The 26,941-nt window shown below is 58.2% G+C and carries 22 protein-coding genes; 14 read left to right on the top strand and 8 right to left on the bottom strand.

Features of this window, described 5'->3' with window-relative positions; genetic code table 11:
• Positions 1-54: 54 nt before the first annotated feature.
• From QN370_RS04070 to pnuC, 3 genes are all read right to left on the bottom strand, one after another.
• Complete coding sequence (locus QN370_RS04070; protein WP_322127290.1) at positions 55-1,890, bottom strand: putative bifunctional diguanylate cyclase/phosphodiesterase; 1,836 nt, start codon at positions 1,888-1,890, stop codon at positions 55-57.
• Between the two features lie 231 nt (positions 1,891-2,121).
• Entirely contained in the window at positions 2,122-2,640 is a 519-nt protein-coding gene (locus tag QN370_RS04065; protein ID WP_322129127.1) for an ATP-binding protein, read from the bottom strand.
• Positions 2,640-3,224 (bottom strand): nicotinamide riboside transporter PnuC, encoded by a 585-nt coding sequence (gene pnuC / locus QN370_RS04060; RefSeq protein WP_322127289.1) that lies wholly within the window; start codon positions 3,222-3,224, stop codon positions 2,640-2,642. The genes QN370_RS04065 and pnuC overlap by 1 nt, the downstream gene beginning before the upstream one ends.
• A 179-nt stretch (positions 3,225-3,403) precedes the next feature.
• Between pnuC and QN370_RS04055 the strand changes: the two genes are divergently transcribed.
• Positions 3,404-5,506 carry a DUF1631 family protein gene (locus tag QN370_RS04055; protein WP_322127288.1) on the top strand — a complete coding sequence of 701 codons (2,103 nt, stop codon included), beginning with the start codon at positions 3,404-3,406 and terminating at the stop codon, positions 5,504-5,506.
• On the opposite strand, the gene QN370_RS04050 is transcribed toward QN370_RS04055, so the two are convergent.
• Positions 5,479-6,345 carry a transglutaminase family protein gene (locus QN370_RS04050; protein WP_322127287.1) on the bottom strand — a complete coding sequence of 289 codons (867 nt, stop codon included), beginning with the start codon at positions 6,343-6,345 and terminating at the stop codon, positions 5,479-5,481. The two genes, QN370_RS04055 and QN370_RS04050, sit on opposite strands and share 28 nt — an antisense overlap.
• A 220-nt stretch (positions 6,346-6,565) precedes the next feature.
• Between QN370_RS04050 and QN370_RS04045 the strand changes: the two genes are divergently transcribed.
• The 3 genes from QN370_RS04045 (at position 6,566) to QN370_RS04035 (ending at position 11,514) form a co-directional block, all read left to right on the top strand.
• Positions 6,566-9,082 carry a circularly permuted type 2 ATP-grasp protein gene (locus QN370_RS04045; RefSeq protein WP_322127286.1) on the top strand — a complete coding sequence of 839 codons (2,517 nt, stop codon included), beginning with the start codon at positions 6,566-6,568 and terminating at the stop codon, positions 9,080-9,082.
• Entirely contained in the window at positions 9,079-9,966 is an 888-nt protein-coding gene (locus tag QN370_RS04040; RefSeq protein WP_322127285.1) for a transglutaminase family protein, read from the top strand. The genes QN370_RS04045 and QN370_RS04040 overlap by 4 nt, the downstream gene beginning before the upstream one ends.
• Before the next feature lie 237 nt (positions 9,967-10,203).
• Positions 10,204-11,514: a serine hydrolase domain-containing protein gene (locus tag QN370_RS04035; protein ID WP_322127284.1), complete on the top strand. Its 1,311-nt coding sequence runs from the start codon at positions 10,204-10,206 to the stop codon at positions 11,512-11,514.
• A 119-nt stretch (positions 11,515-11,633) separates the two neighbouring features.
• On the opposite strand, the gene QN370_RS04030 is transcribed toward QN370_RS04035, so the two are convergent.
• Positions 11,634-11,957, bottom strand: coding sequence for a PsiF family protein (locus QN370_RS04030; protein ID WP_322129126.1), 324 nt, complete (start codon positions 11,955-11,957; stop codon positions 11,634-11,636).
• Positions 11,958-12,060: 103 nt separating this feature from the next.
• On the bottom strand, positions 12,061-15,591 hold the full coding sequence (gene smc / locus QN370_RS04025) for a chromosome segregation protein SMC (RefSeq protein ID WP_322127283.1): 3,531 nt from the start codon (positions 15,589-15,591) through the stop codon (positions 12,061-12,063).
• Positions 15,592-15,792: 201 nt separating this feature from the next.
• Between smc and dapC the strand changes: the two genes are divergently transcribed.
• From dapC to QN370_RS03990, 7 genes are all read left to right on the top strand, one after another.
• The gene (gene dapC / locus QN370_RS04020; protein ID WP_322127282.1) at positions 15,793-16,992 is read left to right on the top strand and encodes a succinyldiaminopimelate transaminase; all 1,200 of its coding nucleotides are present in this window, start codon (positions 15,793-15,795) and stop codon (positions 16,990-16,992) included.
• 28 nt (positions 16,993-17,020) lie between these two features.
• A complete protein-coding gene (gene dapD, locus QN370_RS04015; RefSeq protein WP_322127281.1) occupies positions 17,021-17,845 on the top strand; it encodes a 2,3,4,5-tetrahydropyridine-2,6-dicarboxylate N-succinyltransferase in 825 nt (274 codons plus the stop codon).
• 30 nt (positions 17,846-17,875) lie between these two features.
• The gene (locus tag QN370_RS04010; RefSeq protein ID WP_322127280.1) at positions 17,876-19,009 is read left to right on the top strand and encodes a PilT/PilU family type 4a pilus ATPase; all 1,134 of its coding nucleotides are present in this window, start codon (positions 17,876-17,878) and stop codon (positions 19,007-19,009) included.
• Entirely contained in the window at positions 19,006-19,359 is a 354-nt protein-coding gene (locus QN370_RS04005) for an ArsC family reductase (protein WP_322127279.1), read from the top strand. Before QN370_RS04010 ends, QN370_RS04005 begins: the two co-directional genes overlap by 4 nt.
• A gap of 4 nt (positions 19,360-19,363) precedes the next feature.
• Positions 19,364-20,491: a succinyl-diaminopimelate desuccinylase gene (gene dapE / locus QN370_RS04000; protein ID WP_322127278.1), complete on the top strand. Its 1,128-nt coding sequence runs from the start codon at positions 19,364-19,366 to the stop codon at positions 20,489-20,491.
• An 80-nt stretch (positions 20,492-20,571) separates the two neighbouring features.
• A complete protein-coding gene (gene prmB, locus QN370_RS03995) occupies positions 20,572-21,450 on the top strand; it encodes a 50S ribosomal protein L3 N(5)-glutamine methyltransferase (protein WP_322127277.1) in 879 nt (292 codons plus the stop codon).
• A gap of 108 nt (positions 21,451-21,558) precedes the next feature.
• Positions 21,559-23,544: an ATP-binding cassette domain-containing protein gene (locus QN370_RS03990; protein ID WP_322127276.1), complete on the top strand. Its 1,986-nt coding sequence runs from the start codon at positions 21,559-21,561 to the stop codon at positions 23,542-23,544.
• 690 nt (positions 23,545-24,234) lie between these two features.
• On the opposite strand, the gene QN370_RS03985 is transcribed toward QN370_RS03990, so the two are convergent.
• On the bottom strand, positions 24,235-24,483 hold the full coding sequence (locus QN370_RS03985) for a hypothetical protein (RefSeq protein ID WP_322127275.1): 249 nt from the start codon (positions 24,481-24,483) through the stop codon (positions 24,235-24,237).
• Between the two features lie 109 nt (positions 24,484-24,592).
• Between QN370_RS03985 and QN370_RS03980 the strand changes: the two genes are divergently transcribed.
• Both QN370_RS03980 and QN370_RS03975 read left to right on the top strand, forming a co-directional pair.
• Positions 24,593-24,796 (top strand): hypothetical protein, encoded by a 204-nt coding sequence (locus tag QN370_RS03980; protein WP_322127274.1) that lies wholly within the window; start codon positions 24,593-24,595, stop codon positions 24,794-24,796.
• Positions 24,797-24,932: 136 nt separating this feature from the next.
• Positions 24,933-25,163: a hypothetical protein gene (locus QN370_RS03975; RefSeq protein ID WP_322127273.1), complete on the top strand. Its 231-nt coding sequence runs from the start codon at positions 24,933-24,935 to the stop codon at positions 25,161-25,163.
• A 193-nt stretch (positions 25,164-25,356) separates the two neighbouring features.
• Here QN370_RS03975 and QN370_RS03970 read toward each other — a convergent pair whose 3' ends face one another.
• Positions 25,357-25,671 carry a hypothetical protein gene (locus QN370_RS03970; protein ID WP_322127272.1) on the bottom strand — a complete coding sequence of 105 codons (315 nt, stop codon included), beginning with the start codon at positions 25,669-25,671 and terminating at the stop codon, positions 25,357-25,359.
• Between the two features lie 431 nt (positions 25,672-26,102).
• On the opposite strand from QN370_RS03970, the gene QN370_RS03965 reads away from it, so the two are divergent.
• Positions 26,103-26,936, top strand: coding sequence for a Rossmann-like and DUF2520 domain-containing protein (locus QN370_RS03965; RefSeq protein ID WP_322127271.1), 834 nt, complete (start codon positions 26,103-26,105; stop codon positions 26,934-26,936).
• Positions 26,937-26,941 lie beyond the last annotated feature (5 nt).

Here is a 26,941-nt window from a genome sequence, read left to right as displayed (position 1 = left end):
GTTAAGCCTTGGCTAGCGATGCGGACCGTTTTTTTACGATCTCGTCATCACTTTCTACTGAAAAATAAACGGTGCTGACCTGCCATAATCACCGGGTCCGGCGATGGTTCCCGTCGCCGCCGTGCTGCCGGAATTACCCTCCAGCGCGAGCACGAATTCGTTTGGTGCGAGTGGCTCGTAAAACAGGAATCCCTGCGCGCCGTCACAGCCGTCATCGCGGAGTAATTCCAGCTGTTCGGCCGTCTCCACGCCAACCGCTACGACATGCACACCAAGCGCGTGTCCCATCTCGATGGCGGCGCGCGTCACCGAGCGCAAGTTCGACTCATTGGCAATGCCGCCAATAAAACTGCGGTCAACTTTCAATTCGTGGATCGGTAACTTGCGCAGGTAGGCGAGCGACGAATAGCCGGTACCAAAATCGTCAATACTGAAGTGGACGCCGATTTTTTCGAGTTGCAGCAAATGCTCCAGCACCTGATCGATGCGATCCATCAGCGCGTTTTCGGTCAGGTCGATGCTGATGCTGTTTGCCGGCACTTTCGCATTCGTGATCATGGCCGTGATCTTGGTCACAAAATTGACGTCACGCAATTGGTGGACCGAGACATTGATCGCGATGCACGGCACTACCATGCCGCCTTCGCGCCAGCGCGCAATCTGGGCCAGTACCTGCTCGAATACCTGGGTGCCGATGGTGACCATCAATCCGCTACTTTCGGCAATCGGCAGAAAGCAGGAAGGAGGCACCTCGCCCAGAATGAAATCGCTCCAGCGTACCAGGGCCTCCGCGCCGACGATGCGGCCACTGGCAAGATCGACCTTGGGTTGGTATGCCACGCGCAAATGACCGGCCGTGACGGCGGCACGCAAATCGGTTTCCAGCTGGCTGCGCTGGAGTGCTTGTGCTTTTTTTTCGCTGGCGAAAAACTGATACTGATTGCGCCCGTACTGCTTGGCCAGATACATCGCGCTATCGGCGACGCCGAGCAACGTGGCACTGTCATTGCCATCCTCGGGAAAGACGGCGATGCCGACGCTGGCGCTGAGGTTCAGCTTGCTGTTATTGATCGAAAACGCGGTTGCCATCGACGTGACGATCCGGTTGGCAACGCGAATGATGTCTTGTAGAGAAACGTTTTCAAGAACCGCAATGAACTCGTCACCACCCATGCGCGACAGGGTGTCGGCATCACGGACGCAACGCAATAACCGCGCTGCCGCTTGCTTGAGAACACGATCGCCGATCGCGTGGCCATAGGTGTCGTTGATTTCCTTGAAATTATCCAGGTCGATGAAGAGCACGGCAACTTTTTGCTTGGTGCGTCGGGCTTGTGAAATCGCATGTTTGAGCCGGTCGCCCAGCAAATTCCGATTGGGTAATCCAGTCAGATCATCATGCGTGGCGAGAAATTCGATGCGCTGGAGTTCAAGGTTACTAGCGACATCGCCGGCCTCGTCGGCATCGTTATTCCGGACAAGCTCCGTTGCGTTAGGCTGATCCGGCGGCATGGTCCGGAGACCATCGAACACGACCAGCATGATCCCCTGATTTTCACCCTGCGGACCGCGCAGCGCGGTGACCTCGGCGCGGCAACGCTTCCCATCGATGAGCAGCGATAGCACCTCGACGCCGCCATGGGTCATCACGGCATGGAAGACGACGGCCAAGTCATTGAGGCCGCGCGGCAGGGGCAATACACTGAGGTGCAAGTCGGTATGTGCCGACGTCAGGTGAAACGCACGTAACGCTGTTCCGTTGATGTAACGCAAATGCAAATACGGATCGAACACCGCAACCGAAAATCCGAAATGATCGCCGATGTGAGCAATGCTCAGGTTGATGGGGGAGAGAACGGTAACGCAAGACGTGTCGATAGCCTTGATCATTCTTGTTCCCTTTCCCGGTTGATGGTTTTTCCATCGTCTGGCTTGTGCGGACTGAGTTGCCTTAAAGACTAGACGCGGTGCGACCAAGATAACTCAAAGTCACAATTAGTCGCAAACTAAAATGAATGATTTTGAATTTTTCGTGAGGTCTGTTCCATAAGACAACATTGCGCATCAACATGGAAAATGACCCCATGTGCCATGCCCGACCAGTGGCGGGGCCATGTGTCGTTATGCAGGACAGGATGACAAGACCTTGGCAGCTTGCCGCAAGCGCTCAGATAAAGTACCAGTAAGCAACTGATAGTCGCAGCCATGAAGTTCAAGCAGGGCAATCAGACGGGCATGCACCGTCATCCGCACGCTGGCCGATTCGCGTTGCAAGCCATCGGCGACCCACGGCGTATCGGGCGCGGTTACCAGGGTGAGCGCATACCGGCGGTTTGCGGCCACTGCGGCCAATGCCGCATCAACGCGACCGAAATAAAACGCGCTGTAGAGCGCCGTCATCACTGGCGTCGTGTCGCAGAATATCCAGCCGTCGCTGCGTCGGGCGGCATCCTCTTCGCGCTCGATCTGCGTCAGTGCGATGCCGAGTTGCTGCTCCTCGCGCGGGGTTGCCTGATGCACGTCGACAAATTCGCGCAAGTATTCCGGCACCCAGACGGACCCGTACTGGGTGGCGAGCGCCTCCGCCAGCGTGGACTTGCCGGTGGACTCGGCACCGAGAATGGCGACCGTTCTGTTCATCACGCTAACTTGCGCCACGCACGCCAGCCAGCCAACGCCATCAACACGAACACGCCGTACAGGAACGCAGTCAGCGTCAGTCCCTTGTAGAGATACAGACCGACGTACAGCGCATCGACAACAATCCAGACCAGCCAGTTTTCCAGCTTCTTGCGTGACAGCAGCCACTGCCCAAGCAGACTGCCGGCGGTCAGCAACCCGTCCGCATGCGGGACATCGGTATCGGTGTAGCGTTGCAGAAACACGGACAGCACCACCAATCCGGCTAGCCACGCGACTCCCGAGAGCAGCCAGCCGCGCCGCGTCAGTCGACTCACGGCCAGTACCGAATGCGTGCTGCTGCCATGCAGCCACTGGTACCAACCCCACATTGACAGAGCGATGAAGACGAGTTGCAAACCGCTGTCGCCGTAAAGTTTTGCCTCGAAGAATACGACCGCATACGTCGCCGATGAAATCATCGAGAACAACCAGCTCCAGTGACTCTGGCGAATACTCAACGAGACGGTGATCAGTGCCAGGACAAACGAAACCAATTCCAGTGGTGCCGTGGTGAGATCGAATAACTGGACGGGATCATTCATGCAAAGCGCCTCATCGAAAACCCGCGAGTATAGTGCAACAGCCAGCAAGGACAGCGGGCCACATGCGGGATTGACACCGTCAATTATTTCTACATGGCAATACTGGAGGGAGTAATGCATAATGAATTCGTGCGGTTGCGTTATAACCGACTGAAGCATGCACGGCCTGCCGGAATTGCATGACGATGATTTCCCCACCTGACCAGGATATCCCTAAGCCTGCCCCGCAATTTCGGCGGCGACGAAGCGACGTGCTCAAGGAATTGACACGCATTGCGCTGCAACAGGTTGATACCCAGTTTGGCGATTTTTCGACACGGCTCTCGGCAGCGCTACTGCAACTCTCCGAGGGCAGCGGTGATGCCAAAGAGGCCAACCTGAGTTTCAACCTCGGGAATTTGCTGAAAAACCACGGCTATCCATTTCTGTTGCTCGCAACCGAAAAACTGGACCAGGCGCTTGCCCGCGAAATCGAGTTACTGGAACACGGTGCACAGCGACCTGCATCACGGCGCTCCGGCGATCTGACACTGGTGCCGTTTGCCGAGATGGACAACCGGGTCCAGATGGGTTCCAGTGCCCATCTGTTCGACATCGAACAGGCCGACCAGTTGGCAGCCCTCAACAGCCGACTCGCCAACCTGCTGCAGCGCGACACCCTCAACGTCACTCAAAACCCGTTCCGTCCCGAAGTGTTTCTTGCTGCGATACAGACGGCCTGGTGCGCTTTCACGCCGGACGTCGATGCCCACGCCCTGCTCTTGCCGCTGTTACGACCGACCGTGTTCCTGGCGCTTGGTCCGGTCTATCAGGCGATCAATGACGACTTGATTGCTCATGGCATCTTGCCGGAACTGATCAGCACCTACCGCATCCATAAATCCAGCGGCAATCTCAGCGCCGCAACCCGGGAAGCCAGTCAGCAGGCATTGCGCGAGCAATTGCGCCAGCGTTTCGAGGCGTCGGCCCAGACCGACATGCCAGCGCGCGGTAGTTCGGGTTCAGGTTCCGGCTCGGGCTTGCTTGGTCGTGTCGATACGCTGCCAGTCGACTCACCGGCAATCAACCAGCTGTCGCGCCTTCGTTCCGGCATGCCCGAAGGGTCGTTGAGTCGGGTCGACGAAGCGACCATCGACTTGCTGTCGCAAGTCTTTGATGCGGTATTTCAGGACCCGCACATCCCGCAAGAGGTCAAGGAGTTGATCGGTTTTTTGCAGATTCCGGTACTCAAGGCCGCACTGATCGATCAGGAATTTTTTTATAGCGAGAGCCATCCGGCCCGCAAGCTGATCGACCTGATGGCGCGGTCCGGTATCGACTGGGATCGCAACAAGGGAACTGACGACCCGTTGTACCGTACGATGAAACAAGGGATAGAGCGAGTCCGCCAGGACGACGGTAGCGACCAGCGCCAGCACTTTGCCGCCGCGCTGGATGAGCTGGAATCGTATATCCGCAGCGAGGAAAATGCCGCCGCCAGCGCTCTCGCGACGCCGATCACGCAAGCGCTGAAAGTGGAAAAAATTCGCACGGCAGGTCGTTCGGCGCGCAACGATGTGGCCGTACGTATCCGTACTGGCGAAGTCAGTGCCTTTGTCGAAGCGTTTCTGGAAAGTCGCTGGGTCACCGTGTTGACGCTGGCCCACAGTATCAGCGATGAAAGGCCTGAGGTCCTCACCAACGCGATCCGGACCATGGACGATTTACTGTGGAGTATCAAGCCCAAGCTGACCGCCGAGCACCGTCGTGAACTCATTGCGCGCCTGCCAATGATTCTGGCGATGCTCAACAAATGGCTCACGGTCATCAAATGGAATGATGCTGACCGATTGCGTTTTTTTGCCGATCTGGCCGAATGCCACGCGTCGATCGTGCGCGCACCGATCGACCTGTCACCCGAGCGGCAAGTCGAGATCGCCGTCGAAGTCGCCCGCAAGGCAGCCGAGCGCCGTCTTGACCTGCAAGCGCGCGAACCCGAGGAGGCACCTGCGGATCAGTTTATGGTCACGGTCGAACAGTTGCATCGCGGCACGTGGCTGGCTTTTGAACAGGCATCCGGTGAAGCGCGGCAAGTCAGACTGGCCTGGGTCAGCCCGCTACGCACGCTCTATATTTTTACCAACGGCCAGCGCGAAGAAGCGTTTTCAATGCCCGCCGATGAACTGGCTCGCCAGTTTCGCGAAAGTCGCGTGCGCATTCTGGCGCAAGACAACGTGGTCGAACGTGCCCTGGTGCGTGCGCTCGATACCAGCGATCAGACCATCGCCGAAGACAGTGCCTGATCCGTATGAAATGGCATGATCAAACCTTGGGCCGCGTCCTCAACGGCATTGATCCGGATCAGAGGTAACGCCGGACTGACTGCACCGAACACGGTCGCAAACGGAACGTCCACCGCATCGCGTCCGGTACCGATGCGAACCAGACCCATCGGTGGCGAGACGCCGCTCGGATCGAACAGGTACCAGCGCCCGCTCAGCATCACTTCCACATACGCATGAAAATCGAGCGGCCGCATGCTCTGGTCAACGCCGTAATCGATTCCGGTCACGAAGCGCGCCGGCATGTTGACGGCACGGCACAGCGCAATCATCAGGTGGGCATAGTCACGGCAGACACCCACCTGTTCAAGCAGCGTATCGAGTGCGGACGTACTGGCGTTGGTACTGCCCGACTGGAAAACCATGCGTTGACGAATCCATTGCTGAATCGCCAGCACACGCTGATAGCCGCGTGGCCAGCCACCAAATTCCCGGCTGCTCAGGTTGTGCAGGCGATCAGCCTGGCAGTAACGACTGGGATAAATATAGGTGAGCGCGTGCGGTGGCACTTCATCGATCGCCATTTCCTGCAGGTTGGCGGGTGCTTCGACGTGATGGTTGAGTTCGACGGTGGCCTCGTAACGTAGGCATAAAGGACCGTTGTGTGCTTGCAGGCGCAAGTAGCGTGAGCCGGTTTCCGGCATCGTGAACATACTGGATCGCACATCCTGGCTGACATGCAATTGCTCGCGCACGACCTGCTGGTGCGCCGTCGTCGCGGCGTGAATATTAAAAATGAAATCACTCGCACGATCGTAAATATCGTAATTCAGTTCGATGGAAAAATTCAGCCGGATCATTGCGGGTAGCTTCGAAAAAAGTGGGGAGTGGCGCCATGCACGCGGAGGCACGCAGTCTATCAAGTATCCGGCACACCCTGCGGGCAATGTGTTCGTTATCGAACTTATTCACCGCGACGGGTATGATAGATTCCGATTCGCCGTAGTCAGCCACCTCGACTGACCACACCATTTACTCTGCTTTCCTGCACGACCTGGATTGGCAACTGACCACATTACTATGACTAACTCCCTGCTTGACGGGTATCCGGCAGCGCAACAGCGCTACGATGAAATGTTTGAAACCGACGGCAAGCCGCGCCCGCACTGGCGCCGGCTCCTCGATTTCCTCGGCCGCGAACAGCCTGAACAGATGCGTCATCGCATCGAATCACTGCAACGCCAGGTACGTGAAAACGGCGTTACCTACAATATTTATGCTGACCCGAAAGGCATTGCGCGGCCCTGGGATCTGAGCGTGCTGCCCTTCATCCTGCCGCAACAGGAATGGGCCGAGATCGAAGCAGCCGTCATCCAGCGCGCCACCCTGCTCAACCGCATCCTTGGCGATGTGTATGGCGAACAGACGCTGCTCAAAGAAGGCTTGCTGCCCGCCGGACTGATCCATGGTAACGCCGGCTTCCTGCGGCCGTGCCACGGTATCCGCCAGAGCGACGATATCTCGTTGCACCTGTACGCGGTCGACCTTGCACGCGCACCCGACGGCCGCTGGTGGGTCGTCGCTGACCGCACCCAGTCACCGTCCGGTGCCGGCTATGCACTGGAAAACCGGATCGTTATTTCGCGCGCCTTCCCGGAGCTGTTTCGTGATCTGAAGGTGGAACATCTGGCCAGCTTTTTTGCCCGCCTGCGCGATAGCCTGACGCATTGGGGTCGCATCTGTGCCGCCAACCGTGGCGATGGCAACGACGACAGCCCGCCGCTGCGCGATAGCGAGCAACCGCTGATCGTGTTGCTGACACCCGGCGCGTACAACGAAACCTATTACGAACAGACCTATCTCGCCCGCTACCTCGGTTTTCCGCTGGTCGAAGGCGGTGACCTGACAGTGCGTAACGGACTGGTCTGGCTCAAGACACTGGCCGGTCCGCGCCGCGTGCACGTGATCCTGCGCCGCGTCGATGACGAATTTTGCGACCCGCTGGAATTGCGCTCCGACTCGGCGCTGGGTGTCGCCGGCCTGACCGAAGCGGCACGCCGCGGCACCGTGCTGCTGGCCAACGGACTGGGCTCGAACCTGCTTGAGTCCGGTGCCCTGCTCGGCTATCTGCCCGCCATTGCACGCCGCCTGCTCGGCGAAGAATTAAAGATGCCTTCGGTCGGCACCTGGTGGTGCGGCGAACCGGCAGCCCTCAAGCAAGCGATCGATCAGCTCGACCATCTGATCGTCAAGCCAGCTTTCCCGCAACTACGCCAGGAGCCGGTATTTGGCGAAGGTCTGAGTGACGTCGCCCGGGCCGAACTGATTGCTGCCATGCGCGCCCAGCCACACAATTACGTCGCACAGGAATTGGTCAACATTTCCCAGGCACCGGTCTGGCGCGACAATCCCGACCCGGGCTTGAGCGCATCGGCGGTTGGCTTGCGGGTTTTTGTCTGCGCGACACCGGAAGGCTACATCGTCATGCCGGGTGGCCTGACCCGGGTCGCGACCGGCGCGGACGGACGCGTCATCACCATGCAGCGCGGTGGTGCCAGCAAGGATACCTGGGTGCAGGCACGCGGCCGGGTCAACCAGCTCAGCCTGTTGCCCACATCGACTGCTGCGCATGAACTGGTGCGTGGCGACACGCACCTGTCAAGCCGCGTGGTCGAAAACCTGTTCTGGTTCGGCCGGCTGATCGAGCGCTGCGACAACACTACCCGACTGCTGCGCAGTGCGCTCGATTTCCTGCTCAGCGTCTCGCCCGAATACCGCGGTGGCGAATGGCAGACGGTACAGGACCTGTGCCAGTATTTCGGTCTGCTCAATGATGACCTGCAAGACGATGCCGACATCGAGACCGAATTGCTGCAGTCACTGGTCACCCGCAGCGGTGCGGGTCTGACCAATAATTTTCAGCAGCTGTATCAAGTTGCCAGTCACCTGCGCGAACGGCTTTCGCTGGACAACTGGCGCACCCTCAACCAGGTCGTGCAGCAAAACAGCGGGCTGGGTCAGCCACTCAGTCTGGCCGGTGCCATCGCCCGGCTTGACAGCGCCACCGTCTCGCTGATGACCCTGTCGGGTTTTGCGCTCGACGGCATGACACGCGACGACGGCTGGCGCTTCATGTCGATCGGCCGTCGCCTCGAACGCCTGCAATTTCTGAGCACGGTGCTTCAGCACGGCATCAATATGCCGCCCGACAGCAGCCTCGACTGGCTGCTGGAAGTCGCCGACAGCATCGTCACCTACCGCTCGCGCTATGTGGCCCAGCCCGAAATCCTGCCGTTGCTGGACCTGCTGGTACTTGACGAAAGCAACCCGCGTTCGGTCATGTTCCAGCTGCAAGGCCTGATCAGGTATCTTGACAAGCTAGCCACCAGCCATGGCCCCTGCGGTGCCGAACTGTTCATCCCGCTGCTAGTCGAACTGCAGGCCATCCGGACTGACCGCGATCTGCGCTTTGGCAGCGAGCCACTGCTGACGCTGCTGGCCAAGCTCAATGCGGCCAGCATCGCGCTGTCCGATCAGATCGGCCTGCAATTTTTCAGTTACACCGGCGAAGTCAACCGAGGCACATTCGTACCATGAGCATCCGCTACCGCGTTCTGCATGAAACCGTCACCACCTACCATCGCGATGTCACGCTGTCGCAGCAATTCCTGCACATGACGCCGCGCTCGTTTGCCTACCAGACCACCGAGTCGCACGAGCTGAGCATCACGCCGAAACCGCAGGACTGGTCCAATCGGGTCGATTATTTTGGTAACGCCACGCGCTTGCTAACGCTATCAACACCCCATCCGGAACTGACCGTTGTGTCGGATTCGCTCGTCACGATACAGCCGCGACCGGACCGCTCGCGGCTGATCGACTCACCGGCCTGGGAAGACCAGCGCGCGCGTTTGCGCAGCACGCTCGACGCCACCACGCTGGAGCCCTACGCCTTCCTGTTCAACTCGCCGCATATTGCCTGCGGCGACGAACTGGCGGACTACGCTCGTCCCAGTTTCACGCCTGGCCGTCCCGTGCTGGAAGCCTGCATGGAGTTAACCGAACGCATCCACAGTGACTTCAAATACGACCCGGACGCCACCACCATCGCCACGCCGCTGCTCGACGTGCTGCGCGGGCGGCGTGGCGTCTGCCAGGACTTTGCCCACGTCATGATCGGTTGCTTGCGCTCGCTTGGCTTGTCGTGTCGCTATGTCAGCGGCTATATCCTGACCATGCCGCCAGAGGGACAACCACGTCTGGTCGGGGCCGACGCCTCGCATGCATGGGCCTCGGTGTACAGCGAAGGGCTGGGCTGGATCGACTTTGATCCGACCAACCGGTGCCTGGTCCAGCATGAACACATCACGGTCGGATGGGGTCGGGATTTCAGCGATGTCACGCCAATGCGCGGCATCGTGCTCGGCGGTGGCGGGCAGGAGCTCCGGGTTGCCGTGACGGTGACGCCGATTGTGGATTGATCAGCAGCGCAGGTTTCCGGTATTGGCGACGGTAGTTGGTGCATTCGGTGCAATGCCCTTTGGTTATTGCACCGATGCGCGCATGCGCACATGCGCACATCCTGACGTTGATCGGATGCCGCGTGGCCCATTTTTCCGTGACATATTGTGATTGCCGGCAGATAACATATTGCAACAGGAAAGAAGAACTCCCGCTATGATGGAGTTTCTTTTAAAACAACAATGATGGAGACACGGATGAATAACCAGCTACTCAGAAGCGCGGTAGGACTCTTGCTGGTCGCAGCGACCGGTATGGCGATAGGTCAGGGTTTGCCGACTGCACGGCCCGAAGAAGTCGGCATGTCCTCGGTCCGCCTGGCCGCCCTGAAGACCGGCCTGCAAGCTGAGGTCGATAACGGAAAAATCCCGGGGGCTATCGTGATGATTGTCCGCAATGGCAAGCTGGCCTATTCGGAAACTATCGGTTTTCAGGACAAGCCTGCCGGCAAGGCGCTGCGCCAGGACGCCATTTTTCGCATCTACTCGATGACCAAGCCACTGGCATCGGTAGGCGCAATGATGCTGGTCGAAGACGGCAAGATACAGCTGACCGATCCGATCTCGAAATTCCTGCCCGAGTTTGCCAAAATGGGCGTCAGTGTGGCGCAGACCGATGCCAGTGGTGTAGTGAGCTACAGCATCATACCGGCGACCCGCCAGATCACGGTGCAGGATTTGCTGCGCCACACATCGGGCATTGCCTATGGTGAAATCACGCGCAATCCGGTCATTCGCAAGGCCTATATCGAAGCGGGCGTCTACGAGGACAAAGGGACCGACTACGATCATCGGAAGGTCACGCCGGCGCAGGAAGTGACCGGTGTCGCCAAGGCACCGTTATCGACGCAACCCGGCAGCACCTGGGAGTACAGCATGTCGGTCGACATTCTCGGGCGGGTCGTCGAAAGTGCCAGCGGAAAAACGCTGGCCACCTATCTTGACGAACGCCTGTTCAAGCCATTGAAGATGGTCGATACCGGTTTTCAGGTACCTGCCAAGGAAATTGGCCGTATCGCCGAACCCCTTGCCATTGATCCGGCAACCGGCGCACCGAACAAGGTCCTGGACGTGACAATCGCTCCGGCCAACGCATCCGGCGGTGCCGGTGCGGTCTCCACCGCGAGCGACTACATGCGCTTTGCCACCATGCTGCTGCGCGGCGGCGAACTCGATGGACAGCGCATCCTCAGCCCGACGACCATCAGCCTGATGACTTCGGACCACCTTGGCAGCAAGGTCGTCGCATCGCCGGGTCCCGGCGAATTGCTGATGGGCGTGCCGGGCTACACGTTTGGTCTGGGCTTCATGGTGCGTCAGGGTCCGGGCATGGCCGGCGTGCCCGGCTCCGAGGGCGAGTACATGTGGGCGGGTGCCGCGGGTACATTTTTCTGGGTCGATCCGAAACAGAACCTGGCCGTCGTCGCGATGATGCAGGCACCCGGTCCGAGCCGCCCCGGTTATCGCCGGATGATCAAGCAGATGGTCTACGCCGCTATCGAAAAATAGCGATCGGCGTTAACGTCGCCATGATGATGGCGGTTGCTGCAAGATAAAAAAAAGACCGCCCGGTTCATCCGGCGGTCTTTTTTTAGTGGTGTTGTATGAAGCGCTTGTGTGAAGCAGAATCAAGCCGCCTTTTTCAGACACTCTTTCATGAAGGCTTTACGCTCGTCGCCTTTTTTACCAGTGGCGTCGGCGTTACAGCTTTTCATTTTGCTCTGCTGGGTGGCTGCTGCTGCCGGTGCTGCTGCCGGTGCTGCCGCAGCAGTTGCGTCTGCCGCAGGTTTCGCGCTCAGACATTGCTTCATGAAGGCTTTACGCTCATCGCCTTTTTTTCCGGTGGCTTCCTTGTTGCACGTGCCCATCTTGGTTTGCTGAGCCGTGGCGGCCAGCGCGGAATTAAGGCAGAACGGGACGGCCAGCAGTAAGACGGCAAGGATGTGTTTCATGGTTGTTCTCCTCAAGGAAAAGTTGCCGCCAGCGGATCGGGCGGCTGCCGGAATTACAGCATGATTTGAAGAGCAATACGACAAGATGGTCAACATAAAGCGCTCAGGCAGAGCGCGCATCGGTGGCAAAGCCCATCGCTGACTCCATATCGACAGCGACGATGCGCGAAACGCCCTGTTCCTGCATCGTCACCCCAATCAGTTGCTGTGCCATTTCCATCGCGATCTTGTTGTGCGAGATGAACAGAAACTGCGTCTTCACTGCCATGCGCCGGACCAGATTGCACAACCGTTCGGTGTTTGAATCGTCCAGCGGCGCGTCGACTTCATCGAGCAGGCAGAACGGTGCGGGATTGAGCTGGAACATCGAGAACACCAGCGCCGTCGCCGTCAGTGCTTTTTCTCCGCCTGACAGCAAATGGATGGTGGCGTTTTTCTTGCCCGGTGGCTGCGCCATGACCTGCACGCCCGCATCGAGGATTTCATCACCCGTCATCACCAGCCGGGCCTGACCACCGCCGAACAGGATCGGAAACAGCTCGCCGAAATGCTGGTTGACCTTGTCGAAGGTGTCCTGCAGCAGTTCGCGGGTTTCCTTGTCGATGCGGTGGATCGCATCCTGCAGCGTGTCGATGGCTTCGGTCAGGTCGGCGTTTTGCGCATCCAGAAAATTCTTGCGCTCCGAGGCAACCGCCAGTTCATCGAGCGCCGCCAGATTGACCGCACCCAGCGCGATGATGGCATTGCCCAGGCGCGTGACTTCGCCTTGCAGATACGACGGTCGCAAGTCGTCATGCAGCTTGGCCGACAGCGCGACTTCGTCAGCTTGCGCATCGGTCAATTGCTGCGCGAACTGCTCCTGGTTCAGACGCGCCGCCTGCTCTTTCAATTGCAGTTCCACGATGCGATCGCGCTGCGGCTGCAGGCTGCGCTCGGATTGCGTGCGGGCGTCTTCGTGCTGGCGCAAGTGCTGCGAGAGCTGGTCGAGTTCATGGCGGGCATCCGAAAGTGCGCGCTCCTGATTGGTCCGTTGATCCAGCAAACTCTGCAAGCCAGCCTGCGCGGCCTGCTCATCGAGTCCGGTTTGCTCCTGCAGACCTTGCTCCAGACTGGCTGTCAGTTGCGCGACCTGCTGTTGCGCGGTCGCGATGTTGCGACGCCGTTCCTCGATCTTGCTGCGCTGGCTTTTTTCGGCATAGTCGATTTCCTGCGCGGTGCGTTCGAGGTCGCGCAGACGCTGACGGGCATCGTTGAGTTGCTGTTCCTTGTTCAGAAAATCGGTCTGTCCGTCTTCGTGCGCTTCCTGCCGCTCGGCCAGTTCGCCGTCGAGCTGTTCAAACTTGGCTTCCGACTCGGCGCGGGCCTGTTGCTGTTCGGTTTCCTGTTCGGCGATTTCGGCAAGGTCGGTCGCGATCTGGCTGCTGCGCTGATTAAACCGTGCCTGCACTTCGGACATTTTCATCACGTCGATTTGCAGACCATGCATGGCCTGCGTCAATCCGGTCACGCGTTGGCGATACTCCTGCAAACGCTGCACGGCCTGCGTCAGTGCCGCTTCGGCCTGCACCGAGCGATTGCGCGCGGCATCGGCGAGCAGGTACTGGGCACGCACTTGCCGGGTCAGATTGTCGATCTCCTGCTGACGCGCCAGCATGCCGTCCTGCTCGGAATCGGCGGCATAAAACCGGACGCTGGACTTTCCGATCAGGTGGCCCTGACGGGTGACAAAACTTGCCCCGGCCGGCAACTTGTCGCGCGCCGCAAACGCGGTGTCGACATCTTCAACGGCATACAGGTTGCACAACCAGTCTTCCATCAGGTGGCGAATGCCGGGATCATTTTGTAGCAGCAGATTCTGCAACGGTTGCAAACCCTGAATCGCTTCGGTCACCGGCACCGCGCTGGCGGCGCTGGCAGAGAACAAGGCCAGCTTGGCTGGCGGCGCGTCATTGAAAAAGGCCTTGGCCCAATCCAGATTGGACAATTCCAGCGCCGACGACCGTTCGCGCAAGACCGATTCCAGCGCGGTTTCCCAACCTGCCTCGATATGCAATTTTTGCCAGAGCCGCGGCAAGCCGTCGAGCTCGTGCCGGTTCAGCCACGGCTGCACCTTGCCCTGGCTTTGCACACGTTCCTGCAATTGCTTGAGCGCCCCAAGCCGGGCATCGAGGCGCGCATTGCTGGCACTCTCTTCATTGACGGCGGCCTGCGCTGCGCGGCGCTCTTCTTCGATGCGCGGTTGCTGGTCTTGCGCTTCATCGAGCCGCATCGTGGCTTCTTCCAGTTCGGCGCGCTTTTCTTCGAGCTCCAGCGTGGCGTTGACCAGGTGCGCATTGTCGGGCAAATTCAGGCCGGTCTTTTCCTGCAGCAGACGTTCGCGTCGCACGCTCAGGCCATTGAGGATATTGGAGGCATTGCGCTGCTGCGCCGCCTCGAGTTCGATCTGCTGCTGGACGTGCATGATCCCGGCGCGCGATTCGGTGCTGCGCTGCTGGGCGTCGCGCCAGGCTTGTTCTAGCGCGGGCAACTGTTCGCCATGCTGTTGCAGCACTTGCTGCGACTGTTCGACGCGCTCGCCCTGCTCTTCGAGCAGCATTTCGGCTTCGGCCTGCTCGTCGGCAAACTGGGTTTGCTGGCGTTGCCAGTGATCGCGTTGCGTGGTCAACGTATCGAGTTGCGCCTGCAGACGGCTGCGCGATTCGATGACAAATTTGATTTGCGCTTCGAGGCTGCCGATTTCGGTATTGGTCTCGTACAGCGCACCCTGCGCCTGATGCAGCCGGTCGCCAGCCCCGAAATGCGCCTGGCGCATGTGTTCGAGTTCCAGTTCGACATGCCGGAGCTTGGCGGTTTCCTGCTCCAGTTCGGTCTGGGCTTTTTCGATCTCCATGAAGAACTTGTGCTGCTCGGCTTGTGCGTCATTTTTGCGTAACAGCCAGAGCAGTTTTTGCTTTTCTTCCTGATCGGTCTGCATGGTGCGAAAACGCGTGGCGACCGCAGCTTGCGCTTCGAGCTTCTCGAGATTGGCATTGAGTTCGCGCAGGATATCCTCGACCCGCAGCAAGTTTTCGCGCGTGTCGTGCAAACGGTTTTCGGTTTCGCGGCGGCGCTCCTTGTACTTCGACACGCCGGCCGCTTCTTCCAGAAAGATCCGTAATTCTTCGGGCCGCGCTTCGATGATGCGCGAGATCATGCCCTGCCCGATGATCGCGTAAGCGCGCGGACCTAACCCGGTGCCAAGAAAAATATCCTGGATATCGCGCCGCCGCACCGCCTGGTTGTTGATGTAATAGGTCGAGGTGCCATCACGGGTCAAGGTGCGCTTGACGGCGATTTCTGCGTACTGGCCCCATTGTCCGGCCGCCTTGCTATCCGAATTATCGAACAGCAGTTCGACCGAGGCACGACCGGCTGGCTTGCGATGCGTGGTGCCGTTGAAAATCACGTCCTGCATCGACTCGCCGCGCAATTCCGAGGCTTTCGACTCTCCCAGCACCCAGCGCACCGCATCGATGATGTTGGACTTGCCGCACCCGTTCGGCCCGACCACACCGACCAACTGACCCGGTACCTGAAAATTGGTTGGATCGACGAACGATTTAAAGCCGGAAAGTTTGATGGAAGATAAGCGCACGAAGTCAGCAGTCAGTAGACGATCAGGTGAGGAAGCGAATACCGCAGTGGCACCGCAAAAAGGGGCCTCATCATAACATTGGCGATACGCCACCCACCCGGTTTTAGCCATGCCAAACAACAACGGTACATCGGTGACGCGACGTTATAATGATCGCCATTCCACTCCATTTTCAGCCTCGATAACCATCGGCTAGCCTACGTGAATCCACATCTGAACCAGCTGCAACCGTATCCCTTCGAAAAACTCCGCCAGCTGTTCGCGGACGTGACGCCGAACCCGGCCTTTGCGCCCATCAGTCTTGGCATCGGCGAACCGAAGCACCCGACTCCCGCATTCATCAAGCAAGCCATGGCCGAGCATCTCGGCGGACTGGCCAGCTATCCGAGTACCGCTGGCAGTGATGCGTTGCGCGGCACGATTGCCGCCTGGCTGGCACGGCGCTATACCCTCCCAAAGATCGACCCTGCCACGCAAGTGTTGCCGGTCAATGGCTCGCGCGAAGCATTGTTTGCGCTGGCGCAAACGGTGATCGATCCAGCCAGCGATGCGCTGGTGCTGTGCCCGAATCCGTTCTATCAGATTTACGAGGGGGCGACGTATCTGGCCGGTGCCACGCCCTACTTTGTCAATGCCGATCCGGCGCGCAATTTCGCGCCGGACTACGCCACCGTCCCCGTCGAAGTCTGGCAACGCGTGCGCTTGCTGTACCTGTGCACACCGGGCAATCCGACCGGATCCGTCATGACGCTGGAAGACTGGAAACTGCTGTTTGACCTGTCGGACAAATACGGCTTTGTGATCGCAGCTGACGAGTGCTACTCCGAAATCTACTTCAAGCCGGAAGCACCGCTCGGTTCACTGCAAGCAGCCAACCTGCTGGGTCGCGCCGACTTCCACAACCTGATCGCTTTCTCGAGCCTGTCAAAGCGTTCAAACGTACCCGGAATGCGCTCCGGCTTTGTGGCCGGCGATGCCGCGATCCTGAAGAAATTCCTGCTGTATCGGACCTATCAGGGCGGTGCCATGAGCCCGACCGTGCAAGCCGCCTCGATCGCCGCCTGGAACGACGAACAGCATGTGATCGACAACCGTGCCAAATACCTCGACAAGTTCTCGCGCGTGACACCGATGCTGCAAGAAGTTCTCGACGTCGCCTTGCCGGACGCCGGTTTTTACCTGTGGGCCGGGGTTGACCGCTATCCCGGCATCAGCGATATCGAGTTCGCCCGTCGTCTGTATGCCGAATATAATGTGACCGTTTTGCCCGGCAGCTACCTCGGGCGCGAAGCCCATGGCAGCAACCCTGGTCGCAACCGGATCCGCATGGCACTGGTGGCCGAGGCCGATGAATGCCTGGAAGCCGCCGCCCGACTCGTTGCCTTTACCCGCACCCTCTGATTTTTATTTTTATAGATTGTCCAAGACCATGACACAAGCACTCCAGCAAATCATTGACCAGGCATGGGAAGACCGCGCCAGCCTGTCGCCGCAAGCCGCACCCGCCGCCATCCGCGAAGCCGTTGCCCACGTGCTCGAACAACTCAATGACGGCACCTTGCGCGTCGCGCAAAAAGACAGCGGTAGCTGGGTTGTCAACCAGTGGGTCAAGAAAGCCGTGCTGCTGTCATTCCGCCTCGAAGACAATATCGTCATGCCGTCCGGCGATCACATGCAGTTTTACGACAAGGTCCCGACCAAGTTTGCCAATTACACCGCCGAAGATTTCGCCAAGGGCGGCTTTCGCGTCGTGCCTCCTGCCGTCGCCCGCCGTGGCAGCTTCATCGGCAAGAACGTGATCATGATGCCGTCGTTCGTCAACATCGGCGCTTACGTCGATGAAGGCACGATGGTCGATGCGTGGGCGACCGTCGGTTCGTGTGCACAGATCGGCAAGAACGTCCACCTGTCCGGTGGTGTCGGTATCGGTGGCGTGCTCGAACCGATGCAAGCCAACCCGACCATCATCGAAGACAACTGTTTCATCGGCGCCCGCTCGGAAATCGTCGAAGGCGTCATCGTCGAAGAAAACTCGGTCATCTCGATGGGCGTCTATATCGGCCAGTCGACCAAGATTTATGACCGTGCTACTGGCGAAGTGACGTACGGCCGGATTCCGTCCGGCTCCGTCGTCGTTGCCGGCAACCTGCCATCAGCCGATGGCAAATACAGCCTGTATTGCGCGGTCATCGTCAAGCGGGTCGATGCGAAGACGCGTGCCAAGACAGGCATCAACGAGTTGCTGCGCGACTAGTTGCGCAGCTAACCTTTTCGGGAGAGCGGCATGGCGATGGACCGACTGTTTTTATTGATGAAGGAAAAAGGCGCGTCAGACATGTTCCTGACCGTCAACTCCCCGATCCATCTGAAGATCAATGGCAATCTGGTGCCGATCAATCAGCAAAAAATGGATCTTGCCACCATCATGACCCTGATCGGCGAAGTCGTCTCCGCCCCTCGCCTGCAAGAACTGGAACGCGATAACGAACTCAACATCGGTATTCCGGTGTCGGGCGTCGGCAGTTTCCGTCTCTCGGCCTTCCGTCAGCGCAGTAGCATTTCAGCCGTACTGCGCTACATTCCGCACAACATTCCGGACCTCGCGACGCTCAGTGTGCCACCGCTGCTCAGTGAACTGATCATGGCCAAGCGTGGCTTGATGCTGGTGGTCGGATCGACCGGATCGGGCAAATCGACAACAATTGCGTCGATGCTGGATTATCGCAACGAACACATCGCCGGACATATCCTGACGCTGGAAGAACCGATCGAATTCCTGTTCCGGAACAAGCGCTCGATTGTCAACCAGCGCGAAATCGGCGTCGATGCCGAGACCTTGACGGTGGCCCTGAAAAATGCGCTGCGCCAGGCGCCCGACTGCATCATGATCGGGGAAATCCGCGACCGCGAAACGATGGAAGCGGCAATGGCCTATGCGCAATCCGGTCATCTGGTGGTCTCCACACTCCATGCCAACAACAGCTATCGCGCGCTCAACCGCATCATCGGTTTTTTCCCGTTGGAGAATCGTCCGGCGTTGCTGCAGGACTTGTCGTCGACCATCACCGCGATCGTCTCGCAGCGACTTGTGCCAGCCATTGACGGCGGGCGCGTACCTGCCGTCGAAGTCTTGCTCAATACGCGCCATATCGCCGATCTGATCGAGGATGGCGAAATCGGCCAAATTCGTGATGCCATCGAAAAAAGCCTGTCACCGGGATCACAAACCTTTGAACAGGCGCTGTTGCAGTTAATCCGTAACGGTAAAATCACGCAGGAGGCCGCGATGGCCAATGCCGATTCGGCCAGCAACTTGTTCTGGATGATCAACAACACGGCCAGTGGCAACCCGGCCAGCCCTGACCCGGTGACGGTTCCGGATGGCCCGACTTTTACTGAATTCACGCTAAATACATGACAACACGGCTTTACGGCATACCGAATTGCGACACCGTCAAGAAAGCCCGCACCTGGCTCACTGACCGGCAGCATGATGTCCTCTTCCACGACTTCAAGAAAGCCGGCCTCGATCGTCCGACCATCGAGAGCTGGCTCGAACGCGTCGAGTGGGATGTGCTGATCAATCGCAAAGGCACGACCTGGCGCGCGCTCGATGCGGCGCGCAAAGCCAGCATCGTCGATGCCGACAGCGCCATCCTGCTGATGCTGGAAAATCCGTCTATCATCAAGCGCCCCGTCCTCGTGACGACGACACAGACATGCGTCGGTTTTTCCGACGACACCTATCAACAGATTTTCAAGAAATGAACCCATGAGCAAAACGCTGGCGCTGACAGAGCAATTGATCGCCCTCTCTTCCGTGACGCCCGAAGACAACGGATGCCAACAACACCTGATCGACTTGCTGGAACCGCTCGGCTTTCGCTGCGAAGCAATCCGCTCCGGCAATGTCACCAACCTGTGGGCACGCAAAGGAACGACCCAACCGTTGCTGGTATTTGCCGGCCACACCGACGTCGTGCCGACCGGCCCGCTCGACCAGTGGACTTCGCCGCCGTTTGTACCGACCCACCGCGATGGCAAATTGTACGGACGCGGTTCGGCCGATATGAAAACCTCGATTGCCGCGATGGTCGTTGCGGTCGATGAATTCGTCACCGCGCACCCCGGGCACAAGGGCTCGATCGGTTTTCTGATCACCAGCGACGAAGAAGGCCCGGCGACCGATGGCACCATCGTGGTCTGCAACGTGCTCAGGGAACGCGGCGAAGAACTCGACTACTGCATCGTTGGCGAACCGACTGCGACGGACCAACTGGGCGACACGATCAAGAATGGCCGACGTGGTTCGATGTCCGGCCGACTCGTCGTGCACGGCATCCAGGGACATATCGCCTATCCGCAACTGGCGCGCAATCCGATTCATCAGGCGGCGCCGGCGATTGCCGAACTGGTTGCCGAACAGTGGGACGAAGCCAACGAATACTATCTGCCCACTTCATGGCAGGTGTCGAACATCCACGCCGGCGCGGGCGTCTCCAACGTGATCCCGGGCGAGCTGGTGATTGATTTCAATTTCCGTTTTTCGACTGCCAGTACCGTCGAAGGATTGCAGCAACGCGTGCAGGAAATCCTCACGCGTCATGGGTTGGAATACAGCCTGAAATGGACCGTCAGCGGCCTGCCTTTCCTGACACCGCGCGGTCAACTCAGCGATGCCATCCGTGCTGCGATCCTCTCCGAGACCGGACTGGAAACCGAACTGTCGACCACGGGCGGTACCTCGGATGGTCGCTTCATTGCGCGGATCTGCCCGCAAGTCATCGAGGTCGGTCCGCCTAACGGCAGCATCCACAAAATTGATGAGCACATTGAAGTGCGCTACATCGACCCGCTGAAAAACATCTACCGCAAGACGCTGGAAAACCTGCTGACCTGATTGTGCCGGTCGGTGCCGGTCGGTGCCGGTCGCGCCGCCGAGCGCGACTTTTTCTCCTCTTTATTTATCGAACACTTTCCATGACCAATCAATTTTCAACCATCCGCGACCTGCTGCGCTATGCCGTCACCCGCTTCAATGAAGACAAGCTGTTCTTTGGCCATGGCAGCAGTAACGCACTCGACGAAGCGGCTTACCTGATCTTGCATACCTTGCACCTGCCACTCGACAAACTCGAGCCCTTCCTCGATGCGCGTCTGCTGCCCGATGAAATCAATGCACTGCTTGACGTGATCCAGCGCCGCTCCGTCCAACGCCAGCCGGCTGCGTACATCACCCATCAGGCCTGGCTGGGCGACTACCATTTCTACGTGGATGAGCGCGTGCTGGTGCCACGCTCGTTCATCGCCGAACTGATCCCGGATCAGTTTTCTCCGTGGGTCAGTGACCCCGATAGCGTGCTCAATATCCTCGAACTGTGTACCGGTTCCGGCTGCCTGGCGATCATGCTGGCCGATGCGTTTCCGAATGCGCATGTGGACGCCGTCGATATTTCTGCCGATGCACTGGCGGTCGCACGCCGCAATGTTGACGACTACGAATTGCAAGACCGCATCACGCTGATCGAATCGGATTTGTATGCCGCGGTGCCGGACAAGAAATACGACCTGATCATTACCAACCCGCCGTATGTCAATAGCGCCTCGATGGACAAGCTGCCGAAGGAATACCAGATCGAGCCGCGCATCGCGCTCGCTGGTGGCACCGACGGCATGGATCTGGTGCGCCACATCGTCGCCGGTGCGCGCGAACGCTTGACCCGCAATGGCGTGCTGGTGGTTGAAATCGGCAATGAACGGGTTTATGCAGAGCAGGCTTTCCCGACGCTGGAACTGACCTGGATGACAACCAGCGCCGGTGATGACATGGTCTTTCTGGCGACTGCCGACAAGCTTTAATGCTGCCGGCGAAGCGCATCGCGTATACTGCCGTTTCGCCGCATCCAATTTCCCTCCCCCGACCCCAAGAAAGGGGAGCGTTTCCACGCTCCCGCAAGTGCATTAACCATGATTCGTTTCCAGCAAGTTTCCATGATGCGCGGCATCAAGCCGTTGCTCGACAATGTCGACCTCACTCTCAATCCCGGCGACAAGATCGGTCTGATCGGTGCCAATGGTGCCGGCAAGTCCAGCTTGTTCGGCCTGTTGCGCGGCGAACTGCATGCCGATCTCGGCAGCATCGACTACCCGACCAAATGGCGTATGGCCTACGTCGCGCAGGAAACCCCCGCGCTGGACCGCGCGGCGCTGGATTACGCTATTGATGGTGACATCACACTGCGCCGGCTCGAAGACGAATTGGCCTTTCTCGAAAGCGAGCCGGAAAGTTCGGCTAACGGCTTGCTGATCGGCGACCTCTACAGCGCACTGGCCGATGCCGATGCCTATACGGTGCGTTCGCGCGGCGAGCAATTGCTGACCGGCCTGGGATTTTCGATGGCCCAGATGGACCAGCCGGTGGCGAGTTTTTCCGGCGGCTGGCGCATGCGGCTCAATCTGGCGCAAGCGCTGATGTGTCCGTCGGACCTGCTGCTGCTCGATGAACCAACCAACCATCTGGACCTCGACGCCATCATCTGGCTGGAAGACTGGCTCAAGCGTTACGCCGGTACGCTGATCATCATTTCCCATGACCGCGACTTCCTCGACGGCGTGGTCAACGTGATCGTGCATATCGACGAGCGCAAACTGAAGCGCTACTCGGGCAACTACAGTTCGTTCGAGCGCCAGCGCGCCGCGCAAATGATCCTCGCCGCCGGCACGCTCGAAAAGCAGCAGCGCCAGCGCTCGCACCTCGAATCCTTCATCAACCGCTTCAAGGCGCAAGCCAGTAAAGCCCGTCAGGCGCAAAGCCGGATGAAGGCACTGGCCAAGATGGATGAGCTTGCACCGTTGCGCGCCGCTGCTGAATTTTCTTTTGAATTTCGCGAGCCGGCCAGCGCACCGAATCCGTTGCTGACGATGGAAAACGTCGACGCCGGTTACCGCATTGAGAGCCAGACCGATCACACCGTTGAAACAAAAACGATTGTCTCGGACATCAAATTTTCGCTGCAAATCGGCCAGCGTATCGGCTTGCTTGGCGTGAACGGTGCCGGTAAATCAACGCTGATCAAAACCATCGCTGGCGAACTGATGCCGCTCTCCGGCGATGCCCAGTTCGGCAAGGGTTTGGCCATTGGCTACTTTGCGCAGCATCAGGTCGAAATGCTGCGCCACGAAGAATCGCCGCTCTGGCATCTGGCGCACATCGCGCCGACCGTGCGCGAACAGGAACTGCGCAACTTCCTTGGCAGCTTCAACTTCAACGGCCCGATGGTGACCAGCAAGATCGCCCCGTTTTCCGGTGGCGAAAAAGCCCGTCTGGCGCTGGCCCTGATTGTCTGGCAGCGGCCCAACCTGCTGCTGCTCGATGAACCGACCAACCATCTGGATCTGGAAACCCGCGAGGCACTGACGATGGCGCTGGCGCAGTTTGAAGGCACGCTGGTGGTGGTCTCGCATGATCGCCATTTGCTGCGCGCCACGACCGATGAATTCATCATCGTCGCCGAGGGCAAATTACAGCCCTTCGATGGCGACCTTGATGATTACAAGGATTGGCTGTTCAAGACCAAGCTGGCTACCAAGAACAATGCCATCGGCACCGCGCTACCAACCGTAACCACCAAATCGGCCAGCATCATCGCGCCGCCGACCGTGGCCGCGCCAAGCAAGGACCAGAAACGCGCCGAGGCCGAAGATCGCCAGAAACTGGCTGCGCGCAAAAAGCCGATTGAAAACAAGCTGAAAAAACTCGAAGAACAGATCGCCAAACGTACCGCGCAAAAGGCAGGTATTGACGAGCGGCTGGCCAATCCGGAAGTCTACGACAACGCGAACAAGAAAGAGTTGAAAACGCTGCTGACTGATCAGGCGTATTTCAAGAAGGAACTGGCCGAACTGGAAGCGCAGTGGATCGAGCAGCAGGAAGCGCTTGAACAGATTGTTTGAGGATGGCAGTGCCGGGATAATTAGAAAATACACTGGTAGCAATAGCATACGTGCTGGTAGGTATTTGGCTTTCCGGGTATCTAATAGACGGCGGTCTGATTAGACCGGGAAGTGTTGCTTGTGGTGACGTTGGCAGGCCGCGGCGTTGCATGGCCTGACTAGAAAAAAATGGTCACGACTTCGCGTGTCGTGACCGAGATGTACGGCATCCGGATTAAATGGCGTTATGAGAGGCTGGTTTGACTTGAATGGACGACGCTGAAGTATCGCTTGCGCGATCCATACCTCCTTCTTTTTCTCCCCTGAAGTACTGAGATAAAACCTTCCTCAAGGACGCGGTGATCGAGTTGTCAGATGAAGCATCCGACTCGCTGGAGTTCGGAACTGCAGGTTAGACTGCACTGTCATCGTCATCGTCATCGCCATCGCCATCGTCCCCTATCATGTTGCTGAATTGACCACTTGACCCTGGGCTATTTTGCAGCGCGAGTCTCGCCTTCAAGTCGTTTAGCTGATCCGACGAGAGGTCGCCCAATTTCAGACTGCTAGATGGTGTCCTGGCTAGAACGCTACTCCTGTTATTAATATTATTTATACCCATAATCTTCTCCGTTATCGTTTCACATCGATGAAATAGCTCACTTTATTTCTTCTGCGCGGCTTGCTTCAGGCAACCCCTCCACCCGCAGATCACACGACGTTGCCCGATGGGGATTTGCCAAAATTTTGTTCCAAAACACGTGCCGCAATCTCCCGCTTCTCGGTATGCAGGTCCTCGCGCTGAGCCATCATCAACAACTCGGATGAGGGTTGTCTAAGGCAGTGTTGAGCAAACGCGGTGTTGTTCCATTTATTGAAATTCGACACGAAACTCTCGCCACTTTTTGCACTGAAGGTATCAGCCGTATAAGCGGAACCTGACTTCGATGCCACTCTCATAGTGCCCTCCTGAATGGCTGATAAATAACTTTCCTGTTCATTGGTGTTCCCCCGTCAGCGCCAGTTCCATGCTGCTACGCTACACTGAGCGCAAAAAAAGGAGCCCCCATTGAACACACCGCACAGAACGACATTGACCATTCTCGGCGCAGGCCGCAGCGCGTTGCGCACCCGGGTGCGAGCGATTCAGGATATCGGCAATGGTCACGGCTCCTTGCGAATGGAGAGCGCGTGCCAGTGTTTTGACTACACGGTGTTCATCTGCGTGACACGCACGGTGGGCGCATCTAAACAACTCGCGCCGGCGACTTAATTTTTTGCTTGATCCAGAGACTGTTGCAACCCACTGCGGCGGAACATGATGCGCAGTGGAAGGCGATGCAGGAGTTTTGTCGCTAGCGCTTGCTGGCGCTGAACGACCAGCGCATCACGCGTGATGGCGTGCTGATGTGCCCGTCCGGATTGAGAGCAAGCTGAAAAAACTCGAAGGCCAGAACGCCAAACGCACTGCGCAAAAGACTGCGATTGATGAACGACTGGCTAATCCGAAAGTCTATGACAACGCGAACAGGAATGAATTGAAAACGCTGCTGACCGATCAGGCGAATTTCAAGAAAGAACTAGCTGAACTGGAGGTGCAATGGATCGAGCGGCAGAAAGCGCTCGAACAGATCGTCTGACAGCGGCCGTACCCGGTTCAATGAACAAGACGCCAGTAGGGATGGCAGACTAGTCGAGAGGTTCACCGACAGCGATCCAGATTATTTGGCATCGCTGTCGGTGAAGTTTGGGCAGGCCGAGGCGTTGATTCGCCTGACGAGCGAACTAGGGTCACTGCTCTGCGTGTCGTGACCGAAACGAACAAGACCTGAATTAAATGGGGCCGTACGGAAGAGTGATACCGTCGGGCTTCGCCCACCCATCTGCTGGTTTGCTAATATTCGGCACCCTATCTGCTAGATCTTTTTTATTTGAATTCCCGGTCGCAGGTTGATTAGAGGTAGGCACCCCTTCTTTTTGTAACTCAGTCAGCTGAGCCCGCATAGCCTCTTCATACGCCGAGGTATCAATATTTGGCGGATCTGACGGACTTGACGCACCTGGCGGAATTTGCGGCATTTGCGGCATTTGCGGAATTTGCGGAATTTGCGGCATTTTCGGCATTTGCCTATGAAAATTTGTACCCATTATCTTCTCCGTTATCGTTTCACATCGATAAAATATTTCACATTATTACTTCTGCGCAGCTTGCTTCAGGCAACCCGTGACCACGCAGATCAAACCTTGTTGCCTGTTCATTCCTCGCGAATGCGCGCGGCAATGGCGCGTTTGTCGGGACTGAGATCACTGCCCTGCAACAACATCGTGAGCGCAAAATCCGATTTACGCAGACCGCGTTGCAAAAACGACGTGTTGTTCCACGCATTGATATCTGAAACGGGAACCTCGCCAATAGAGATAGTTACTTATGCCGCCTTCCCTTTATGGAAGGTGAATTCGATATCTTTTCACTGACGCACCTCTCAACAGCTGATGAATAACTTTCCTATTTATTAGTGCTCACACGTCAGCGTCAGTTCCATGCTGCTGCGCTACACTAAAGCGAAAAAAGGAACCCGTTGAACACACTACAGACGACGACATTGACCATTCTTGGCGCTGGCCGTGTCGGCAAAACACTGGCACGCGCTCTCCATTCGCAAGGAGCCGTGACCATTGCCGATATCCTGAATCGCTCGCCATCAAGCGCGCAACGCGCTGCGGAGTTCATCGGTGCGGGACGCGCGGTGGACGCATTCGGACAACTCGCTCCGGCGACGGTATTTTTGCTGGCCGTGCCTGACGATCAGATCGCACCCTGCAGCGAACAGCTCGCCGCCACGGGGCGCGCAGGACCCGGCAGCGTGGTCTTTCATTGCAGCGGTGCGCTGGATTCGGGGATATTGAAAGCCGTTACGACAACCGGCGCTGTCGTTGCCAGCATTCATCCCATCCGCAGCTTTGCCGATCCGCAGACCGTGGCAGCGAGTTTTGCCGGAACATGCTGCGGTGTGGAAGGCGATGCCGAGGCGATGGCAATACTCACGCCAATGCTGACGCAGATCGGTGCCCGGTTGATCCCGATCCGCGCCGAATCAAAAACGCTTTACCATGCGGCTGCCGTGTTCGCGTCGAATTATCTGGTCAGCGTGCTCTCCGTGGCACAACAGGCCTATGTCGCAGCCGGTATCCCGGCTGATGTTGCTCTCGCATTGCTGACCCCTTTGGCACGCGAAACCGCCGAAAATGCCTTTCGTCTGGGGCCGGCGACCGCACTGACCGGACCAATCGCGCGCGGGGATACCGCGACGGTCGCACGACATTTGCAGGCAGTCCAGCAATGGGATGAAGCGTACGGCAACCTCTACGAACAACTGGCCGCCGCCACGACAAGGCTGGCGGCATCACGATGACACTG

It is taken from the genome of Actimicrobium sp. CCI2.3 (genome assembly GCF_035019065.1).
In the GTDB taxonomy this organism is placed as follows: domain Bacteria; phylum Pseudomonadota; class Gammaproteobacteria; order Burkholderiales; family Burkholderiaceae_D; genus Actimicrobium.
This window is presented reverse-complemented; position numbering and strand designations above follow the sequence as displayed.